This window comes from Actinoallomurus sp. NPDC052274, assembly GCF_040679475.1.
GTDB classification, from domain to species: domain Bacteria; phylum Actinomycetota; class Actinomycetes; order Streptosporangiales; family Streptosporangiaceae; genus Actinoallomurus; species Actinoallomurus liliacearum.
The window spans coordinates 52,018-69,578 of record NZ_JBFAUT010000040.1 but is presented as its reverse complement, the minus strand read 5'-3'; the positions used below and the strand labels follow the sequence as shown (position 1 = coordinate 69,578).

Annotated in this window: 18 protein-coding genes and 2 pseudogenes; 12 read left to right on the top strand and 8 right to left on the bottom strand. The window is 71.9% G+C overall.

The window, feature by feature from the left end; genetic code table 11:
• Positions 1–7: 7 nt before the first annotated feature.
• From AB0K82_RS29125 to AB0K82_RS29110, 4 genes are all read right to left on the bottom strand, one after another.
• Positions 8–898: a DUF4870 domain-containing protein gene (locus AB0K82_RS29125; RefSeq protein ID WP_364403012.1), complete on the bottom strand. Its 891-nt coding sequence runs from the start codon at positions 896–898 to the stop codon at positions 8–10.
• An 8-nt stretch (positions 899–906) separates the two neighbouring features.
• Positions 907–1,533: a DUF4870 domain-containing protein gene (locus AB0K82_RS29120; protein WP_364403009.1), complete on the bottom strand. Its 627-nt coding sequence runs from the start codon at positions 1,531–1,533 to the stop codon at positions 907–909.
• A 92-nt stretch (positions 1,534–1,625) separates the two neighbouring features.
• On the bottom strand, positions 1,626–2,447 hold the full coding sequence (locus tag AB0K82_RS29115) for a DUF3097 domain-containing protein (protein ID WP_364403006.1): 822 nt from the start codon (positions 2,445–2,447) through the stop codon (positions 1,626–1,628).
• A gap of 162 nt (positions 2,448–2,609) precedes the next feature.
• Positions 2,610–3,416 (bottom strand): MBL fold metallo-hydrolase, encoded by an 807-nt coding sequence (locus AB0K82_RS29110; protein ID WP_364403003.1) that lies wholly within the window; start codon positions 3,414–3,416, stop codon positions 2,610–2,612.
• Between the two features lie 135 nt (positions 3,417–3,551).
• On the opposite strand from AB0K82_RS29110, the gene hrcA reads away from it, so the two are divergent.
• Entirely contained in the window at positions 3,552–4,565 is a 1,014-nt protein-coding gene (gene hrcA / locus AB0K82_RS29105) for a heat-inducible transcriptional repressor HrcA (RefSeq protein ID WP_364403001.1), read from the top strand.
• Positions 4,566–5,696 carry a molecular chaperone DnaJ gene (dnaJ, locus tag AB0K82_RS29100; protein WP_364402998.1) on the top strand — a complete coding sequence of 377 codons (1,131 nt, stop codon included), beginning with the start codon at positions 4,566–4,568 and terminating at the stop codon, positions 5,694–5,696. It begins immediately after the preceding gene.
• Positions 5,697–5,744: 48 nt separating this feature from the next.
• Here dnaJ and AB0K82_RS29095 read toward each other — a convergent pair whose 3' ends face one another.
• The gene (locus AB0K82_RS29095) at positions 5,745–7,307 is read right to left on the bottom strand and encodes an MFS transporter (protein ID WP_364402995.1); all 1,563 of its coding nucleotides are present in this window, start codon (positions 7,305–7,307) and stop codon (positions 5,745–5,747) included.
• A 65-nt stretch (positions 7,308–7,372) separates the two neighbouring features.
• Here AB0K82_RS29095 and AB0K82_RS29090 point away from each other — a divergent pair, with 65 nt between their 5' ends.
• Together AB0K82_RS29090 and AB0K82_RS29085 are read left to right on the top strand one after the other, a co-directional pair.
• Complete coding sequence (locus tag AB0K82_RS29090) at positions 7,373–8,362, top strand: Lrp/AsnC family transcriptional regulator (RefSeq protein ID WP_364402992.1); 990 nt, start codon at positions 7,373–7,375, stop codon at positions 8,360–8,362.
• Entirely contained in the window at positions 8,359–9,090 is a 732-nt protein-coding gene (locus AB0K82_RS29085; protein ID WP_364402989.1) for a 16S rRNA (uracil(1498)-N(3))-methyltransferase, read from the top strand. Before AB0K82_RS29090 ends, AB0K82_RS29085 begins: the two co-directional genes overlap by 4 nt.
• Before the next feature lie 8 nt (positions 9,091–9,098).
• Here the strand turns inward: AB0K82_RS29085 and AB0K82_RS29080 are convergent, their stop codons facing one another.
• Positions 9,099–9,746, bottom strand: a complete 648-nt coding sequence (locus AB0K82_RS29080; RefSeq protein ID WP_364402986.1) for a hypothetical protein — start codon at positions 9,744–9,746, stop codon at positions 9,099–9,101.
• On the bottom strand, positions 9,746–10,285 hold the full coding sequence (locus tag AB0K82_RS29075) for a SigE family RNA polymerase sigma factor (RefSeq protein WP_364402983.1): 540 nt from the start codon (positions 10,283–10,285) through the stop codon (positions 9,746–9,748). Before AB0K82_RS29075 ends, AB0K82_RS29080 begins: the two co-directional genes overlap by 1 nt.
• 313 nt (positions 10,286–10,598) lie before the next feature.
• Here AB0K82_RS29075 and AB0K82_RS29070 point away from each other — a divergent pair, with 313 nt between their 5' ends.
• The 8 genes and pseudogenes from AB0K82_RS29070 (at position 10,599) to era (ending at position 16,605) form a co-directional block, all read left to right on the top strand.
• Positions 10,599–10,949 (top strand): histidine triad nucleotide-binding protein, encoded by a 351-nt coding sequence (locus tag AB0K82_RS29070; RefSeq protein ID WP_364402981.1) that lies wholly within the window; start codon positions 10,599–10,601, stop codon positions 10,947–10,949.
• A 116-nt stretch (positions 10,950–11,065) separates the two neighbouring features.
• Positions 11,066–11,773: pseudogene (locus AB0K82_RS29065) on the top strand (PhoH family protein); the annotation flags it as partial.
• Positions 11,762–12,589, top strand: a pseudogene (locus AB0K82_RS29060) (phosphate starvation-inducible protein PhoH); the annotation flags it as partial. The pseudogenes AB0K82_RS29065 and AB0K82_RS29060, both read left to right, overlap by 12 nt.
• Positions 12,590–12,742: 153 nt before the next feature.
• Positions 12,743–13,195: a PhoH family protein gene (locus AB0K82_RS29055; protein ID WP_364403053.1), complete on the top strand. Its 453-nt coding sequence runs from the start codon at positions 12,743–12,745 to the stop codon at positions 13,193–13,195.
• Between the two features lie 4 nt (positions 13,196–13,199).
• Complete coding sequence (ybeY, locus tag AB0K82_RS29050; protein WP_364402979.1) at positions 13,200–13,682, top strand: rRNA maturation RNase YbeY; 483 nt, start codon at positions 13,200–13,202, stop codon at positions 13,680–13,682.
• Complete coding sequence (locus tag AB0K82_RS29045) at positions 13,649–14,989, top strand: hemolysin family protein (RefSeq protein WP_364402977.1); 1,341 nt, start codon at positions 13,649–13,651, stop codon at positions 14,987–14,989. Before ybeY ends, AB0K82_RS29045 begins: the two co-directional genes overlap by 34 nt.
• A gap of 302 nt (positions 14,990–15,291) precedes the next feature.
• Positions 15,292–15,630: a cytidine deaminase gene (locus AB0K82_RS29040; protein ID WP_364403051.1), complete on the top strand. Its 339-nt coding sequence runs from the start codon at positions 15,292–15,294 to the stop codon at positions 15,628–15,630.
• A gap of 51 nt (positions 15,631–15,681) precedes the next feature.
• Entirely contained in the window at positions 15,682–16,605 is a 924-nt protein-coding gene (era, locus tag AB0K82_RS29035; RefSeq protein ID WP_364402974.1) for a GTPase Era, read from the top strand.
• A gap of 177 nt (positions 16,606–16,782) precedes the next feature.
• Here the strand turns inward: era and AB0K82_RS29030 are convergent, their stop codons facing one another.
• The gene (locus AB0K82_RS29030; RefSeq protein ID WP_364402972.1) at positions 16,783–17,418 is read right to left on the bottom strand and encodes a hypothetical protein; all 636 of its coding nucleotides are present in this window, start codon (positions 17,416–17,418) and stop codon (positions 16,783–16,785) included.
• Between the last annotated feature and the right edge of the window lie 143 nt (positions 17,419–17,561).

Here is a 17,561-nt window from a genome sequence, read left to right as displayed (position 1 = left end):
CGGACCGTCACCGGACGATGGGCCAGCAGAGCCACTTCGGGATGACGTACACCTCGCCTTTGTTCGCCCGCAGCGCGGCGATGATGAGAAAGACCACGTGCGCGACGCCGTACGCCAGCATCGCCGGGATGGCGACGATCGCGCCGATCCCGAGCGTCGCCAGGGAGACGACGAAGCCCGCGAGGATCACGAGGAAGCTGGTCACGGCGAGGTTCAGCGCCTGCGCGCCGTGAAAGCGCAGGTAGGGCGAGTGGTCCTTCCGCGCCAGATAAACGACGAGCGGCGCGACGAAGCCGACCGCGAACTGCCCGATGTAGGCGAGCATCGCCCACGTGGTCTCGTCGACCGCCGCGAAGCCCTGGCGCGGCGGCCCGTAGCCGTACGGGACCGGCGGTCCCGCGTACGGCGGCCCGGGTCGGTTCGGCGGCGCGCCGTAGGGCGGCGGTTCGGGCGGTCCGCCGTACGGCTGCGCCTCGGGGCCGGGCCGCGGCCCGGCCGGCGGGCCGTACGGGCCGGTGTGCGGACCCGGCTGTGCCCCGGCCGGTCCGCCGTACGAGCCGGAGTGGGGGCCCGGCTGCGGGCCGGTCGGCGGGCTGTACGGGCCGGGGTGGGGGCCCGGCTGCGGGCCGTACGGACCCGGCTGCGGCCCGGAACCGGGACCCGGCTGCGGCGACCCGTACCAGGGGCCACCGGGCGGCGGACCGTCCGGAGACGCCGGTCCGCTCATGAGCGGATCCGGCGGCTCGAAGGACGGCCGGGGGTCCCGCGGCTCGGGCGGGCGCTGGTCCTGAGGTTCGGATGGCCGGGAGTCCTGCGGCTCGGGCGGACGCGGGTCCTGAGGTTCGGACGGTTCGGAGTCTCGGGGCGCGGGCGGGCGCGGGTCCTGCGGCTCGGTCACGGGGTTTCCTAGCGGAAGATCGGCCAGGCGGCGATCGACGGCAGGCGGTACCACTCACAGCGGTTGGCGCCGATCGCGGCCTTGACGACGCAGAAGAACTCGACGGCGAGGACCGCCAGCAGGATCAGCAGCCCGGTCATCCCGATGAGGTACAGCGTCGAGAACGCGAGGAGGTTGCAGACGATCATCGCGATCGACAGGTTCAGCGCCTGGACGGCGTGGAACCGCGCGAATCGCGAGGATCGGCCCCTGGCCAGGTAGACGATGGCCGGGGCGACGATCCCGACGACGAACATCCCGACGTAGGCGGGAACGGCCCACCTCTCGTCCTCGTCGGTGACCGGCCCGCCGGGGGCCATCGGCTCGCGGTGCCGCTTCGCCGGCTTCGGCGGGGCGTGGCCCGCGCCATGCCCCGGGTGCCGCTGCGGCGCGCCGTACGGCTGCGGAGAGTATCCGCCCTGGTAACCGCCCTGACCGTACCCTCCTTGGCCGTAGCCGGCCTGGGGGTACCCCGGCTGCGGGTACGGCGCGTGCCCATGGCCTCCGTGCCCGGGACCGTACGCCTGGGCCCCGGGACCGGCAGGACGGCCAAGTCCGGAGCCGGGACGCCCGTGGCCCGGTTGCCCATAGGTCATCTGCCTGCTGCCCCTTCCGGCGGAACATGAGAATTTCGTGGCGAACGCGCAGTTTATGAGACGCACGCCGACGCCGGATGGTTTCGCGGACCTCAGCCCGATCGCGGCGCGGTGACGAAGTCGATGAGCTCCTCGACCCGCCCGAGCAGCGCGGGCTCGAGATCGGTGTACGCGCGGACCCGGCCGAGGATCGCCTGCCACACCTCGCCCGGCTCGCCCTTCCACCCGAGCGCGGCGATCACGCCTTCCTTCCAGGGTATCCCGCGCGGAACCCGCGGCCACGCGGGGATGCCCAGGACCGAGGGCTTGACGGCCTCCCAGATGTCGATGAAGGGGTGGCCGGTGACCAGGACGTACGGGGAGGAGACCTGGTCGGCGATCCGGCTCTCCTTGGATCCGGCCACGAGATGGTCGACGAGCACACCCAGCCGGCTTTCCGGCCCCGGGCCGAACTCCGCGACGATGTCCGGGAGGTGGTCGACGCCCTCGAGGTACTCCACGACGACGCCCTCGACCCGCAGGTCGTGCCCCCAGATCTTCTCGACGAGCTCCGCGTCGTGGCGGCCCTCGACGTAGATCCGGCTCTCCCGCGCCACCCGCGCCCGCAGGTTCGGCACGGCGATCGAACCAGACGCCGAACGGGCCGGACCCGCCGCCCGTACGGGACGGACGAGCGTCACGGGCTTGCCGTCGATGAGGAACCCGGCCTTCGCCAGCGGGAAGACCCGGCGCTTGCCGAACCGGTCCTCGAGGGTCACGGCGTCCTTCTCGCAGGCGACGACCGCACCGCAGAACCCGCTCGCCGGATCCTCGGCGACCAGGCCCGGCTCGGCGGCGACCTCGGGGATCTGACCCTTCCGCGGCCGGCGCCAGTCGCCGGACAGAACGTCGCGTCCATAGTCTTTGCTCCGCACGCGTCGCACCGTACCGGTCCGGCGGCGGGCGGGTCAGCCGCCCCGGCGCGCCCGTCCGGACGCGTGCCGGCCGGGGCGGCCGGTTCACCCCGCGTCGAGACGGCCACGCGTACGGGCGGGGGCCCGGGTGCGGCGCCGGGGGCGCGGAAACAGGGGCGGCGGCTATCCGGACCCGGATCGGCGGCCCAGGTGGTCGTGGCCGCGCCGGACGGCCTCCCGGAGCGTCTCGGCGGGGTAGGGCCAGCCGCCCGCGGCGAGGGCCTCCTCGACGTCCAGCCCGGCGGCGTGCGTCTCCCGCACCCGGCGGGCCACCATGTCGATCTCCTCCCGCTGCCGGACCGCGAACTCCCGATCCACCGGCGCGCCGTGACCCGGCACGAGCACGCCGTCGACGGTCCGCAGCAGGGCGGCGAGAGTGGCCGGCCACTCCAGCGGGAAGGAGTCGGCGCCGTACGCCGGCGGGCCGGACTGCTCGATCAGGTCACCGGTGAACGCGCACCGCGCGTCGGGCGTCCAGACGACCACGTCGCCGTCGGTGTGCCCCGGGCCGAAGTGCCGCAGCTCGACGACGCGGTCGCCGAGGTCGAGCTCGGCGCGGTCGGTGACGAGCCGGTCCGGCGCGAGCAGGAGATCGGTCTCGACCTTCTCCGCCCAGCCGGGGAACTCGCGCGCCAGCATGGGCCGCGCGGTCTCGGCCAGGTAGGCGGGCAGCGACGCGTGTCCCCAGCGCGCCCCGCCGGTGAACGCCGCGTTGCCGAAGCAGTGGTCGAAGTGGCCGTGGGTGTTGACGACGATGGGGTTCTGCACGCCGAGCTCCCGAAGGTCGTCGCGCAGGCGCACGCCCTGTGCCACACTCGCGCGGGTGTCGACGACGACGGCGTCCGCGGACCCGACGATGACCCCCACGGTCACGTCGAAGTCGGAATAACGACGCTGGAAACAGCGTTCCGCAATTTCGTGCCAGGTCACAGGAGTGACTCTGCCACGCTCGACGCGAGAACGTGATCCACCGGCGTCTCCTCCTGCGTGCCCCCGAGCCGTACACTTGGCACTCAGGGGAGAAGAGTGCCAGATTGAAGGGCTGTGGACACGGGAGGTGAGTGCGTGCTCGACGACCGGAAGCTCGCGGTGCTGCGGGCCATCGTCGAAGATTACGTGTCCACCCACGAACCGGTGGGCTCGAAGGCGCTGGTCGATCGGCACAACCTCGGCGTCTCGCCGGCCACGATCCGCAACGACATGGCCGTGCTGGAGGAGCAGGGATACATCGCCCAGCCCCACACCAGCGCGGGGCGCGTGCCGACCGACAAGGGATACCGGCTGTTCGTCGACCGGCTGTCCACGATCAAGCCGCTGTCCGCGGCCGAGCGACGCGCGATCGAGACGTTCCTCGCCAACGCCTACGACCTCGACGACGTCGTCAGCCGCACCGTGCGGTTGCTGGCGCAGTTGACGCGGCAGGTCGCGGTCGTGCAGTACCCTTCGCTCACGCGGTCGTCGGTGCGGCACGTCGAGCTGGTACCGATCGCCTCCGAGCGGCTGCTGCTCGTCGTGATCACGAACACCGGTCGGGTCGAGCAGCGGGCGATCGAGACGCACGGGCCCGTGTCCGACGAGGCCATCGCACACCTGCGGGCGCTGCTCAACGCGCGTCTGGACGGGTGCTGGCTGACCGACGTTCCCGACGCCCTCGCCGACCTGCCCGAGCAGGTGCCGGCCGGCGAGCGGGCGCTGGCGACGACGGTGCTGTCGGTTCTCCTCGAGAGCCTCGTGGAGAAGCACGAAGAGAAGATAATCATCGGCGGCGCGGCGAACCTCGCGCGCGCCGACTTGTCCCAGAGCCTCCGTGACGTGCTGGAGGCGCTGGAAGAACAGGTCGTCCTGATGCGGCTGCTCGGCGAGGCGGGGGACCCCTCCAGCCTCACCGTGCGGATCGGCACCGAGAACCCGCACGAGAGCCTGCGCACGACCTCGGTGGTGGCCACCGGGTACGGCGCCGGCGACCAGGCCGTGGCCCGGCTCGGCGTGCTCGGTCCGACGCGGATGGACTACCCCGGGACGATGGGAGCAGTACGCGCAGTGGCACGTTACGTCGGTCAGATTCTGGCGGGGTCGTAAGTGGCGAACGACTACTACGCGACCCTCGGGGTGCGCCGTGACGCCAGCGCGGACGAGATCAAGAAGGCGTACCGCAGACTCGCCCGTGAGCTGCATCCGGACGTCAACCCCGACCCTGCCACCCAGGAGCGGTTCAAGGAGATCACCCAGGCGTACGAGGTGCTCTCCGATCCGAAGAAGCGCGAGATGTACGACCTGGGCGCCGATCCGTTCGCCAGCGGCGCCGGGGCGGGAGCGGGCGGCTTCGGCGCCGGGTTCCCGTTCAGCGACATCATGGACGCCTTCTTCGGCACCGCGACCCAGCGCGGGCCGCGCAGCCGGGCTCGGCGGGGCCGCAACGGCACCGTCCGGGTGGAGCTCGACCTGTCCGAGACGGCGTTCGGCACCACGCGCGAGCTGACGGTCGACACCGCGGTGGTCTGCGACACCTGCTCGGGCTCCGGCACGGCCCCCGGCACGCACCCCGAGACGTGCGACATGTGCCACGGCCGCGGCGAGGTCCAGCAGGTCACCCGGTCGTTCCTCGGCCAGGTGATGACCTCCCGCGCCTGCCCGCAGTGCGGCGGCTACGGCACCATGATCCGCACGCCCTGCACGGAGTGCTCCGGTGACGGACGGGTCCGCACCCGCCGCACGATCAAGGTCCGCATTCCCGCCGGCGTCGAGAACGGCACGCACATCCAGCTCGCCGGCGAGGGTGAGGTCGGCCCCGGCGGCGGCCCGGCCGGCGACCTGTTCCTCGAGATCGTGGAGCTCCCGCACCCGATCTTCGAGCGGCAGGGCGATGACCTGCACTGCACCGTCCAGGTGCCGATGACGGCGGCCGCGCTCGGCACGTCGCTCACCGTCGAGACCCTGGACGGCCCCGAGGAGATCGACATCCGACCCGGCACCCAGTCCGGCCAGGTCATCCCGATGTACGGCCGGGGCGTCAAGCACCTCAACGAGAACGGCCGCGGCGACCTGATGATCCACGTGAACATCGAGACGCCCACCAAGCTCGACGAGGAGCAGGAGGAGCTACTGCGCAAGCTGGCGAGCCTGCGCGGCGAGGAGCGCCCGCCGGGCAAGTTCGCCCCGGGCCAGCAGGGCTTCTTCTCCCGCCTCCGCGACGCCTTCAACGGCCGCTGACCCTTCGCCGAGGCCCCCGCTCCCGATACCGGAAGCGGGGGTCTTCGCTCACCCGTCGGCCGACTGTGCCCGCTCCGCCGGTTCGGCCCGCCCTTCCGGTTCGGCCCGCTTCACCGGGGCGCGCATGAGCGCCGCGCCGCCGCCCGCCAGGACGATCAGCCCGGCCGCGAGCCCGAAGGCCGGCCCGGCCGCGTGCGGCGACGCGGCGCCGGACGTACCGCCCGCGCGGGTGCCGGTCGTCAGGGAGTGAAAGAACACGGTGCCGAGGAGCGCGACACCAAGGGTGCCGCCGAACTGCTGCACGGCGTTGAGCAGACCGGCGGCCGACCCGATCTCGTGCGGGCGCACCCGCGTGAGGGCGGTGGTGAAGAACGGCACCGTGAACAGTCCGTTCCCGACGCCGCACAGCGCGAGCGCCATCGGCAGGAAGACGGGGTACGCCCCCGCCCGCGCGGCGGCGTAGGCGGCGATGGCGGACACGAGACCGGCGAGCATGACGGCCAGCCCGACGAACATCATGCGCGCCCCGTACCGGGGCACCAGGCGCGTCCCCGACACCCAAGAGGAGACCGCCATTCCGCAGGACCACGGCAGCAACGTGAGCCCGGCGGTGAGAACGTCCTCGCCCAGGCCGACCTGCACCTGGAGCACGACGACCAGCATCAGCCCGTTCATCACCGCGAAGAACAACGTCGAGGTCGCCAGCGCCGCGGGAAAGCCCCGATCGCGGAAGAGACTCGGCTCGACCAGCGGCCGGCGGCCGCGCCGGGCACCGTACCGCTGCTGGACCCCGAACCCCACCAGGACCACGACCCCGGCCGCCAACGCGAGCCGGCCGCCGTCCGGCATGCCCGCGGCGCCGCTCTGGATCAGCGGGTGGACGACCAGTCCGGCGCCCGTGATCGCCAGTACCGTGCCCGGCAGGTCCAGGCGCGGTCGCACCGCCGCCCGGTCCTCGCGCAGGAGCGGGATCACGGCCAGCACGGCGGCGGCGAGCGGGACGTTGACGAGGAAGACCGCGCGCCACGAGGAGCCGAACAGGTCGGCGTGCGTGAGCACCGCGCCCAGCACCGGCCCGCAGATCGCCGCCAGACCCATGACCGGCCCGATGCTCCCCATCGCCCTGGCCAGCTCGGCGCCGTCGAACATGACGCGGATCAGCCCGATCGTCTGCGGGATGATCAACGCCGCGGCCGCCCCCTGGACCGCCCGCGTGGCGATCAGCGCGGCGGCGTCGGGCACCAGCGCACAGCACAGGGACGCAAGCGCGAAGGCCGTGACCCCGACCGCGAACACGCGCCTGCGCCCGACCATGTCGCCCAGCCGGCCGCCCGTGATCAGCAGCACGGCGAACGGCAGGGTGTACGCGGCGTTGAACCACTGGATGTCGGAGGCGGCGCCGCCCAGGTCGGCGTGGATGACCGGCGCGGCGACCTGCACGATCGTGGCGTCCAGCAGGTTCATCGCCTCCGCCGTGAGCAGGGCGGCCAGCGCCGCCCAACGCCACCGGTACGCCGAGCCCACGGCCACCGTGTCCCGTATCTCCATCGCCTGCTTCCCTTCGGTCGACTCGATGTCGCGGGTCAGCGTGGGGCGGCAGGGGTGAGTCATTCCATCTATGGCGCGGAATCGGCGGATAATTTCCATCGATACCGGATTCGGTGCAGGATTCGGCCATGCTCGACGACCTCGATCGCCGTGTCATCCACGCCCTGCACATCGACGGACGGGCGCCCTTCAGCCGGATCGCCCAGGTCCTCGGCGTGTCCACCCAGACCGTGGCGCGCCGCTACCGGCGGCTGCGCGCGGAGGCGGGACTGCGGGTCGTCGGCCTGACGGAGCCGGGCCAGGCCGGGCAGACCCAGTGGATGGTCCGGCTCACCACCACGCCGTCCACCGCCCAGGCCCTCGCGCGATCCCTCGCCCGGCGGCCGGACACCTCCTGGGTCAAGCTCGTCTCGGGTGGAACGGAGATCTTCGCGATCGTGCGCGCGCCGCACGGCGTGGAGGTCTCCCGCGCGCTGCTGCTGCGGGACATCCCGCGGAGGGCCGGCATCACCGCCGTCTCCGCACACTGCCTGCTGCACAGCTATCTGGGCGGCCCCACCGCGTGGCGCGGCACCACCCAGGCGCTCAGTGACCGGCAGCAGGCGCTGCTTCGGCCGGCCCACGCGCCGGCCGCCCCGGACGGAAACCGATCATGGGCCCCCGCAGATCACGCCCTCCTCGACGCGCTACGCCGTGACGGCCGCGCCTCGTACGGCGACCTGGCCACGGCGACCGGCTGGTCTCAGGCCACCGTGGCGCGCCGTCTCACCGACCTCCGCTCCCGAGGAGTGCTCTTCTTCGACGTCGAGATCGATCCCGTGCTCCTGGGCGCGACGACCCAGGCACTGCTGTGGATGGCCGTCGCACCGGCACGCCTGGACCACGTCGCGACCACCCTCGCCGGCCACCGCGAACTCGCCGTGGTCGCCGCCACGACCGGCCCCACCAACCTGCTCGCGCAGGCACTCTGCGCGGATCCGGCCGAATTGCACCACTACCTCACGCGGCGCCTCGGCGCCCTCGACGGGATCCACACCATCGAGACCGCTCCGATCCTCCACACGCTCAAGGCCGCGGGCTCGCTCGACTCCGCCGCACGCCTACGATCGGAGCCATGAGCCCACCCCTCTTCCTCAGCGACCCCGCACGCCTCGAGTCCGACCGGATCCTCCTCGACGGGCCCGAGGGACGTCACGCGGCGGCCGTACGCCGGCTGCGGCCGGGGGAGCGGGTCGACCTCGGCGACGGAGCGGGCGTTCTCGTCGAGTGCGTCGTCACCTCCGCCGAGCGGGACAGCCTGCGCCTCGAGGCCCGCGCGCGCCGGCGCGTCCCCCGCCCGGATCCCCGGATCGTGGTGGTGCAGGCCCTGCCCAAGGGCGACCGGGGCGAGCTGGCGGTCGAGACGATGACCGAGGTGGGCGTCGACGTCATCGTGCCCTGGACGGCCGCCCGCTGCGTCACCCAGTGGCGCGGCGAACGTCGCGCCAAGGCGCTCGCCCGGTGGCGCGGCGCCGCGCGCGAGGCGGCCAAGCAGAGCCGGCGTGCCTGGCTGCCCGAGGTGACCGAACCGGCCGACACGGCGACGGCCGCCGAACGCGTCCGCGGCGCCGCCCTCGCCGTCATCCTGCACGAGGAGGCCGACCGGCCGCTCAGCCGCGTCGACGTCCCGGCCACCGGTGACATCGTCGTCGTCGTGGGCCCGGAGGGCGGTCTCACCGACGACGAGGTCGCCGCGTTCGAGGCCGCAGGCGGCGTCACGACGCTCCTCGGCCCCACCGTCCTGCGCACCTCCACCGCGGGGGTGGCCGCGGCCGCCGTGCTCCTCAGCCGCGGCGGCCGCTGGTAATCCTCAGCTCACGGGGACGACTGGGCCGACGGCTGCTGCGCGCCGTTGGTCGGCGTGTCGGTCGTCGGCACCTGCGTCGGCGTCGTCGGCGGCGGCGGAGACGCCGGCTGGGTCGGCGGCGCCGACGTGGCCGTGTCCGGGCCGCACGTGACCTGCGGGGAAGGAGCCGGGCTCGCCGTCTGGTCGTCGGCCGAACCGATCGGCGGCCTGATCGGGTCCTCGCCCGGCGGGCACTTGTGCCCCGGGATGACGTGGGCGCCGGACGGGCCGGTCCTGGACGCCGACGGGTGCGGCACCGCGCTCACGTCCGGACGGGACGGATTCACCGGCGGCCAGGCGGTCACCACCTTCTGCCCCCCGGGCGCCGACGTGCCGTCGTCGTGCCGGTCCGCGGGGCTGAAGTGCCCCGTCTGCACGAACGTCTTCAGCGCCGGCGTCGTCGACACGGCGACCCCCGCGACCATGACCGCGGCGGCCACGGCCGCAAGCGGGCGCAGCCACGGGATCGCGAACCACGCGCCGAAGCGCCGCTCCTGCTTCTTCGCTATCTTGCCGCGGATCTGCTCAAGCCCCTCTGGAGAGGGCGTGACCGCTTCCGCTTCCGCCTGCAAGACACGGCGCAGACGCTCGCCGTACTCGTCGAAGGGTTCGGTCATTAAAGCTGCTCCAGAACGCTGCGTAGCGCGGCCATCCCGCGCGCGGTGTGGCTCTTGACGGCTCCCCGGCTGATCCCCATGGTGTTGGCGATCTCCGCCTCTGACAGATCACCGTAGTAGCGCAGCACCAAGGCCTCGCGTTGCCGGGTCGGCAGGCTCCCCAGGGCCTTGACCACGGCCGACCGCTCGAGCTCGACGATCGCGCCGTTCTCAGCGCTCGGCGCGTCCGGCAGGCCCTTGGGAGCGTACTTCTCGACGACCGCCCGGTGCCGCAGTACGGATCGTGACCGGTTGACCACCGACTGCCGGAGGTAGGAGAGGGCTTTCTCCGGGTCGCGCAGCCGCCGCCAGGCCCCGTGCATGGCGACGAACGCGTCCTGCACCACTTCCTCGGCCGTCGCCAGGTCACGCACCAGGAGTGCGCTGAGGCGTACGAGGGAACGGTAATGAGCGCTGTAAAGCGCGGTAACCGCCTGGTCAGCGTCCCACGCCACGGTCACAGCGCCCGTCGTTCCTCTGGCCACGAGGGTCTCGGTCACATCAGTAGGACGCGTGCCCTCGCCGTGAGGTTTACGAAAGGGCATTCCTCGTCTCGCCTTATCCGCCCGTCAGTGCCGTCGTCGGCTGTCGTCCTGATTGGACGCACGCCTTGACCCAGCAGGTTCGTGCGAACGTCACCCGGCCTCGGATTTACCGAAGGATCCGGCGCTGGGGGTTCGCGTGAAGGTAACGATAACCAGACAAGGGAGTGCCTTGGCCATAGTTACACGCCGGAGGCCGTAACGATTCGCGGACGGCCGCGACACCCCGTGGCGCGATAACATGCGCTGATCCTTGGCGAAGGAGAGCGCATTGACGGAACAGGACTGTTTGTTCTGCAAGATCGTGTCCGGGGAGGTGCCCGCGGACGTCGTTCGGGAGACGGATCGGACGATCGCGTTCCGGGACATCAACCCGCAGGCGCCGACGCATGTGCTCGTCATCCCGCGCGACCACCATCCGACCGCGGCGGCGCTCGCCGCCGAGGACGGCGACCTTCTCGCGGAGCTCGTCCGCGCGGCGCACCAGATCGCGGTCGCCGAAGGCATCGAGGAGACCGGGTACCGCGTGGTGTTCAACACCGGTCCCGGAGCGGGACAGACCGTGTTCCACGTGCACGCGCACGTGCTCGGCGGCCGCGGTCTGGGCTGGCCGCCGGGATGAGCGGGCGTCCCCGCGCGGTCGGAAATTGAGTGGCCCGGGCCGGTACCATGGGTGATACGCAGCCGAAGACCCGACGTGACCGGAAGGTAGGGGCGAAAAGGCCGCAAGGCCGCGCTATGGCCGAATCAACTCATACCGGGGCTGTGCCCGACGGCGCGCCCACGCAGATCAAGATCGTGATCCCCGACGATCACTCGATGGTCGCCCTCCTCGGCTCCCGCGACGAACTCCTGGAGGTCGTGGAGCGAGCCTTCGACAGCGACGTCCACGTCCGCGGCAACGAGATCACGATCACCGGTCGGCCGGAAGAGACCGACCTCGCCGCCAAGCTCTTCGAGGAACTGCTCGACCTGCTCAAGACCGGCACCCCCATCACGCCCGACGCGATCGAACGCAGCATCGCCATGCTGCGCGCCGAGACGTCCGAGCGGCCGGCCGAGGTCCTCACCCTCGACATCCTGTCGTCGCGGGGCCGCACCATCCGGCCCAAGACGCTGAACCAGAAGCACTACGTCGACGCGATCGACAAGCACACGATCGTGTTCGGCATCGGGCCGGCGGGCACCGGCAAGACCTACCTGGCCATGGCCAAGGCCGTGAAGGCGCTCCAGGCCAAGCAGGTCAACCGCATCATCCTGACCCGTCCGGCCGTCGAGGCCGGCGAGCGGCTGGGCTTCCTGCCGGGCACCCTCTACGAGAAGATCGACCCGTACCTGCGCCCGCTGTACGACGCGCTGCACGACATGGTCGACCCCGACTCGATCCCCCGCCTGATGGCCGCCGGCACCATCGAGGTCGCTCCGTTGGCATATATGCGTGGTCGTGCGCAGCCGACCTTTATGCCGGTTTTGACGCCCGACGGCTGGCGTCCCATCGGTGACCTCCAGGTCGGGGACCTGGTCATCGGGTCGAACGGCGAGCCGACGCCCGTCCTCGGCGTCTACCCGCAGGGCGAGAAGGACATCTACCGCGTCACCGCCCAGGACGGGGCGTGGACGCTGTGCTGCGGCGAGCACCTGTGGACCGTCCGCACAGCGTCCGACAAGCGGCGGGGCAAGCCGTGGCGGGTCCTGGAGACCCGGGAGATGATCGGCAACCTGCGCGCGGCGCACGCCCGGCGCTACGAGCTGCCGCTGCTCACCGCCCCGGTGCAGTACCCGGAGCGCGAGGTCCCCATGGACCCGTACGCGCTTGGCCTGCTGCTCGGCGACGGCTGCCTGACGGGCTCCACGACGCCGTCCTTCGCCACGAACGACCCCGAGCCCGCCGTCGCACTGGAAGATCTCCTGCACGGTGTCGAGGTCCGTCACAAGGGCGGCGTCGACTACATGCTCAACCGTGTCGCCGAGCCCGGCCAGGTCATCACCATCGTGAACCCGGTGACCGCGGTCGCACGTGAACTCGGGCTCTACGGCACCAGGTCGGCGACGAAGTTCGTGCCGGAGGTGTACCTCCACAACAGCGCGAACGTGCGTCTCGCCGTGCTCCAGGGGCTCCTGGACAGCGACGGCGGGCCGGTCATCCAGGCCGACCGTAGCTGCCGCATCCAGTTCACGACGACGTCGATCGTGCTCCGCGACGACGTCATCGCGCTCGTCCAGTCGCTGGGCGGTGTCGCCTACACGCGGCGGCGCCTGGCCGAGGGCCGCAAGCCCGGCCGGGCGAACGGCCGTGACGTCGGCTACCGGAGCGACGCCCACATCGTCGACATCCGCCTCCCCGAGGGCATCGAGCCCTTCCGCCTCGCCCGCAAGGCTGAGAAGTACCACGCGGCCGGGGGCGGCGGGCGGCCGATGCGGTTCATCGACGAGATCGAGCCGGCGGGCCGCGAGGAGTGCGTGTGCATCCAGGTGGCGGCTGAGGACTCGCTGTACGTCACCCAGGACCACCTGCTGACGCACAACACCCTCAACGACTCCTTCATCATCCTGGACGAGGCGCAGAACACCTCGCCGGAGCAGATGAAGATGTTCCTGACCCGGCTCGGGTTCGGGTCGAAGGTCGTCGTCACCGGCGATGTCACCCAGGTCGACCTGCCGTCCGGGCAGCAGAGCGGACTACGGGTCGTCCAGGACATCCTCGAGGGGCTCGACGACATCAGCTTCTGCACGCTGACCAGCAAGGACGTCGTACGGCACAAGCTGGTGAGCGCCATCGTCGACGCGTACAGCCGGTACGACGCACAGCCTGACCAGATCAAGCAGGGCGCGTCCGGTCGCGGCCCGCGCAAGCAACGAGGGCGCTAGGCCGATGAGCATCGAGGTTCTGAACGAGTCCGGCGCGGAGGCCGACGAGACGGCGCTGTCGGCACTGGCCGCGCACGTGCTGGAGAAACTGCGGGTCCATCCGCTCGCCGAGCTGTCGATCGTCCTCGTCGACGAGGACGCGATGAGCGAGCTGCACGAGAAGTGGATGGGCGAACCGGGCCCGACCGACGTGCTGTCCTTCCCGATGGACGAGCTGCGGCCGGGCCACGTGTCCGGGGGCACGGAGGACGCGCCGCCGGACCCGGCCCTGCTCGGCGACGTCGTGCTGTGCCCGACCGTGGCCGTACGACAGGCCAAGAAGGCCGGTCACAGCGCCGAGGACGAGCTGCACCTGCTCTGCACCCACGGCATCCTGCACCTGCTCGGCTACGACCACGCCGAGCCCGAAGAGCACAAGGAGATGTTCGGCCTGCAGGCCGAGCTGCTCGCCTCATGGCGAGCGGCGCGCGCCCGGCCCTCATCATGACCGCCGTTCAGGGCTGGCTGATCGTCGGTGCCGCCGCGCTGGTGGCGGTGGCCGGTCTGTTCGCGGGCGCCGAGACGGCGCTCGCCCGGATCTCCCGGGTCCGGGTGGAAGAGCTGGGGCGCGAGGAGCGGCGGGGGAGCCGGCAGCTCGCCGAGGTCGTCGCCGACCCGCCGCGCTACCTCAATCTCCTCCTGCTGCTGCGGGTGAGCTGTGAGCTGGCCGCGACGGTCCTCGTCGCGGACCTGTGCATCACCTGGCTGGAGGCGAACTGGCGCGCGTACCTCACCGCCGCGGCCGTGATGATCGTCGTCAGCTACATCGCGATCGGCGTCACGCCGCGGACGCTCGGCCGTCAGCACGTCGACCGGGTCGCGCTGGTCGGCGCGGCGGTGATCCATCCGCTGGCACGCGTGCTGGGGCCGCTGCCGCGGCTGCTGATCCTGCTGGGCAACGCGCTGACTCCCGGGCGCGGCTTCCGCGAGGGGCCGTTCGCGTCCGAGGCCGAGCTGCGGGATCTGGTCGACCTCGCCGAGCAGCGGCAGCTCATCGAGCCGGACGAGCGGCAGATGATCCACTCGGTGTTCGAGCTGGGTGACACGCTCGTGCGCGAGGTGATGGTGCCGCGGACCGACATCGTCTTCATCGAGCACGACAAGACGCTGCGGCAGGCGCTGTCGCTCGCGCTGCGCAGCGGGTTCTCCCGGATCCCGGTGGTCGGCGAGAACGAGGACGACGTGGTCGGCATCGCCTATCTGAAGGACATCGTCCGCCGCAGCCACGAGTTCCGCGAGGGCGAGTCGGTCGAGAAGGTCGAGTCGATCATGCGGCCGGCGACGTACGTCCCGGACAGCAAGCCGATCGACGAGCTGCTCCGCGAGATGCAGGCCCGGCAGATCCACTGCGCCATCGTCATCGACGAGTACGGCGGGACGGCCGGGCTGGTCACGATCGAGGACATCCTCGAGGAGATCGTCGGGGAGATAACCGACGAGTACGACCAGGAGCTGCCCCGGGTCGAGGAGCTGCCGGACGGTTCCGCGCGGGTGACCGCGCGGCTTCCGGTGGAGGACCTCGCGGACCTGTTCGACGTGGAGATCGAGGTGGACGACGTCGAGACCGTCGGCGGTCTGCTGGCGCACGCGCTCGGCCGGGTGCCGATCGCCGGGTCGCAGGCGACGGTGGCGGGGCTGCGGCTGACCGCCGAGAGCCTGGCGGGTCGGCGCAACCGCATCGGCACGGTCCTGGTGGAGCGGATCCCGACCAGGGATCCCGCCGCCGAGGAGGAGCGCGAGAACGCCGAGGCCTAGCCGGGACCTGTCCGGTGGATCTTGTGACAGTACGGAGACCAGGCTGATCACTGCCCGATAGCGGCGGGTTCGTCACCCCGGCCGACCGGGCCGGCACCCGGGCCGCCGCCCACGGCGTACCGAATGCTCGGCGACCGCAGTCCAGGACGACGGCGAAAGCCCGCATGTCACCATCATGGGTAGCGCCTTCGCCGAGCATCCGGTACGGCCCCGCACGGATCCCTCGCCGTCACAGATCGACCAGCACGTGATCCACCGGCCTGCCCCGCCCTGGCCTCGGCGGGCGGGCGGCGGCAAGTACGCTGGGGCGCGTGAGCGAGCTCGATCCGGAAGACGCGAAGATCATCACTTTGGCCCGGTCCACGCGGGCCCGTGCGGGTTCGGCGGAGGGCGCCGCCGTCCGGGACGAGACCGGCCGCACGTACGCCGCCGCGACGGTGGAGCTGCCCTCGCTGCGGCTGACGGCGCTGCAGGTGGCCGTGGCGATGGCCGTGTCCAGCGGGGCGGAGAGCCTGGAGGCCGCCGCGGTCGTCACCGAGGACGGCACCCCCGACGTCGCGGCCGTCCGCGACCTCGCCGCCAAGGCGCCGGTGCTCGTCGCGGGTCTGGACGGCGCCGTACGAGCGGTCCTGACAGACTGATCGCCGTACGTGCTGTCGGAGCGCTCCGCGGGATACGGGACAATCGACGGTGTGACCTCGCCCCAGACGCCGACCGGCACGCGCTTTAAATCAGGGTTCGCCTGCTTCATCGGGCGTCCCAACGTGGGCAAGTCGACGCTGATGAACGCCCTCGTGGGAACGAAAGTGGCGATCACCAGCAACAAGCCGCAGACGACGCGCCGGGCGATCCGCGGCATCGTGCACCGGCCCGACGCCCAGCTCGTCATCGTCGACACGCCGGGGCTGCACAAGCCCCGTACGCTGCTCGGCGAGCGGCTGGACAGCCTGGTCCGCTCCACGTTGAGCGAGGTCGACGTCATCGGCTTCTGCGTCCCGGCGAACGAATCGGTCGGGCCGGGCGACCGGTTCATCGCGGCGGAGCTCGCCCAGGTGAAGCGGACGCCGGTCGTCGCGATCGTGACCAAGACCGACCTCGCCGACCGGAGCCAGGTCGCCGAGCAACTGCTGAAGGTCTCCCGGCTGGGCGAGTGGGCCGAGGTCGTCCCGTGTTCGGCCGAGTCGGGCTACCAGCTCGACGTGGTCAGCGACCTGCTCGCCGCCCGGCTGCCCGAGGGGCCGCCGCTGTATCCCGAAGGCGAGTTGACGGACGAGCCGGAGCAGATCCTCGTCGCGGAGCTCATCCGGGAGGCGGCGCTGGAGGGCGTACGCGAGGAGCTCCCGCACTCGATCGCCGTGGTCGTCGAGGAGATCCGCCCGCGCGAGGACCGCGACGACCTGATCGACGTGCAAGCCTGGCTCTACGTCGAACGCCCCAGCCAGAAGGGCATCGTCATCGGGCCGAAGGGCGCTCGCCTCAGGGAGGTCGGCACCCGCGCCCGCAAGCAGATCGAGGCGCTTCTCGGCACGAGGGTCTACCTCGATCTGCGGATCAAGGTGGCGAAGGACTGGCAGCGGGATCCGAAACAGCTCCGCCGCCTCGGCTTCTACGACTGATCGCCGCGCGCCGTCCCGGCCGCTATGACCGCACTCCGTACGAGGGCGCGGCCGTCGGGACCGGCCTCCGCGCGGCGCCGCGGCCGCTCAGACCGCGTGATGCCGCGGCCGCTCAGACCCGCCTGCGCGTGATGCCGAGGCCGTTAAGACCCCCGCCTGCGCGCGACGGGGCGGTCGTTACGAGCGGGTCGGCTGGGTACCGCGTGCGAGCGCGGCCAGGCCGAGGGCCAGCACCGCCACCGAGGCGAGGACGGCGACCCAGAATCCCCAGGTGATCGACTCCGTCACGGATCCGTCCCCGAGGGTCATTCCGCGATGGAACAACGCCAGCAAGCTCAGCGCCCCCGGGATCGCGGAGTAGGGGATGAACCGCTCGTGCACGGCCCGGCCGGCGAGGGCGAGGCCGAGCGCGACCGTGCCGGCCAGCACGATGATGTCCCCGTACGGTGCCGCCAGTCCGTACGTGGTGTGTCCCTGGGATTCCGACACCCCGACGAAGATGGCCCGTCCGAGGTCGGGAGTGCGCCAGGTCGTCCACGGCAGGAAGACCGACAGGAGCAGGAGCGCGGCCGCCCCGATCACCAGCGCGCCGAGGTACTCGCCGAGGCTCTTGTGGGGCGCGGGTTCCGATGGCTCGGGCGTGGCCGGGACCTGAGGCGGTGTGAACCAGGCCTGGGGCGGTCTCGGGAGGGCCGTGCCGTCAGGGGGCGAGGCGGGGTCCGGGGCGGCGGCGCGCACCCTCTCGGCGTCGGATCGCGGCGGCGGGACGGCGCCGCCGTCGGGCAGGGGATCGTCACCAGGCGGGGTCGTCATGCCGCGGCAGCCTAACGTCCGGCGGCCGGGAGGGCCGGGGATTCGGGCAACTTCGCCTCCGTGGGGAGGGAAGTGCAGCCCCGGCCGCTCTGCCGGAGGGGACGACGGGCTGGATATTCTCCGATATCAGGTTGATACAGGAG

Bases quoted from the DNA above. Each gene is read 5' to 3' on its own strand.
- AB0K82_RS29120 (WP_364403009.1), bottom strand. From the start codon at position 1,533: ATGACCTATGGGCAACCGGGCCACGGGCGTCCCGGCTCCGGACTTGGC.
- AB0K82_RS29055 (WP_364403053.1), top strand. From the start codon at position 12,743: ATGCGGTTCATCGACGAGATCGAGCCGGCGGGCCGCGAGGAGTGCGTG.
- AB0K82_RS29045 (WP_364402977.1), top strand. From the start codon at position 13,649: ATGGCGAGCGGCGCGCGCCCGGCCCTCATCATGACCGCCGTTCAGGGC.
- AB0K82_RS29080 (WP_364402986.1), bottom strand. From the start codon at position 9,746: ATGACCGAACCCTTCGACGAGTACGGCGAGCGTCTGCGCCGTGTCTTG.
- AB0K82_RS29095 (WP_364402995.1), bottom strand. From the start codon at position 7,307: ATGACTCACCCCTGCCGCCCCACGCTGACCCGCGACATCGAGTCGACC.
- AB0K82_RS29090 (WP_364402992.1), top strand. From the start codon at position 7,373: ATGCTCGACGACCTCGATCGCCGTGTCATCCACGCCCTGCACATCGAC.
- ybeY (WP_364402979.1), top strand. From the start codon at position 13,200: ATGAGCATCGAGGTTCTGAACGAGTCCGGCGCGGAGGCCGACGAGACG.
- AB0K82_RS29030 (WP_364402972.1), bottom strand. From the start codon at position 17,418: ATGACGACCCCGCCTGGTGACGATCCCCTGCCCGACGGCGGCGCCGTC.
- AB0K82_RS29085 (WP_364402989.1), top strand. From the start codon at position 8,359: ATGAGCCCACCCCTCTTCCTCAGCGACCCCGCACGCCTCGAGTCCGAC.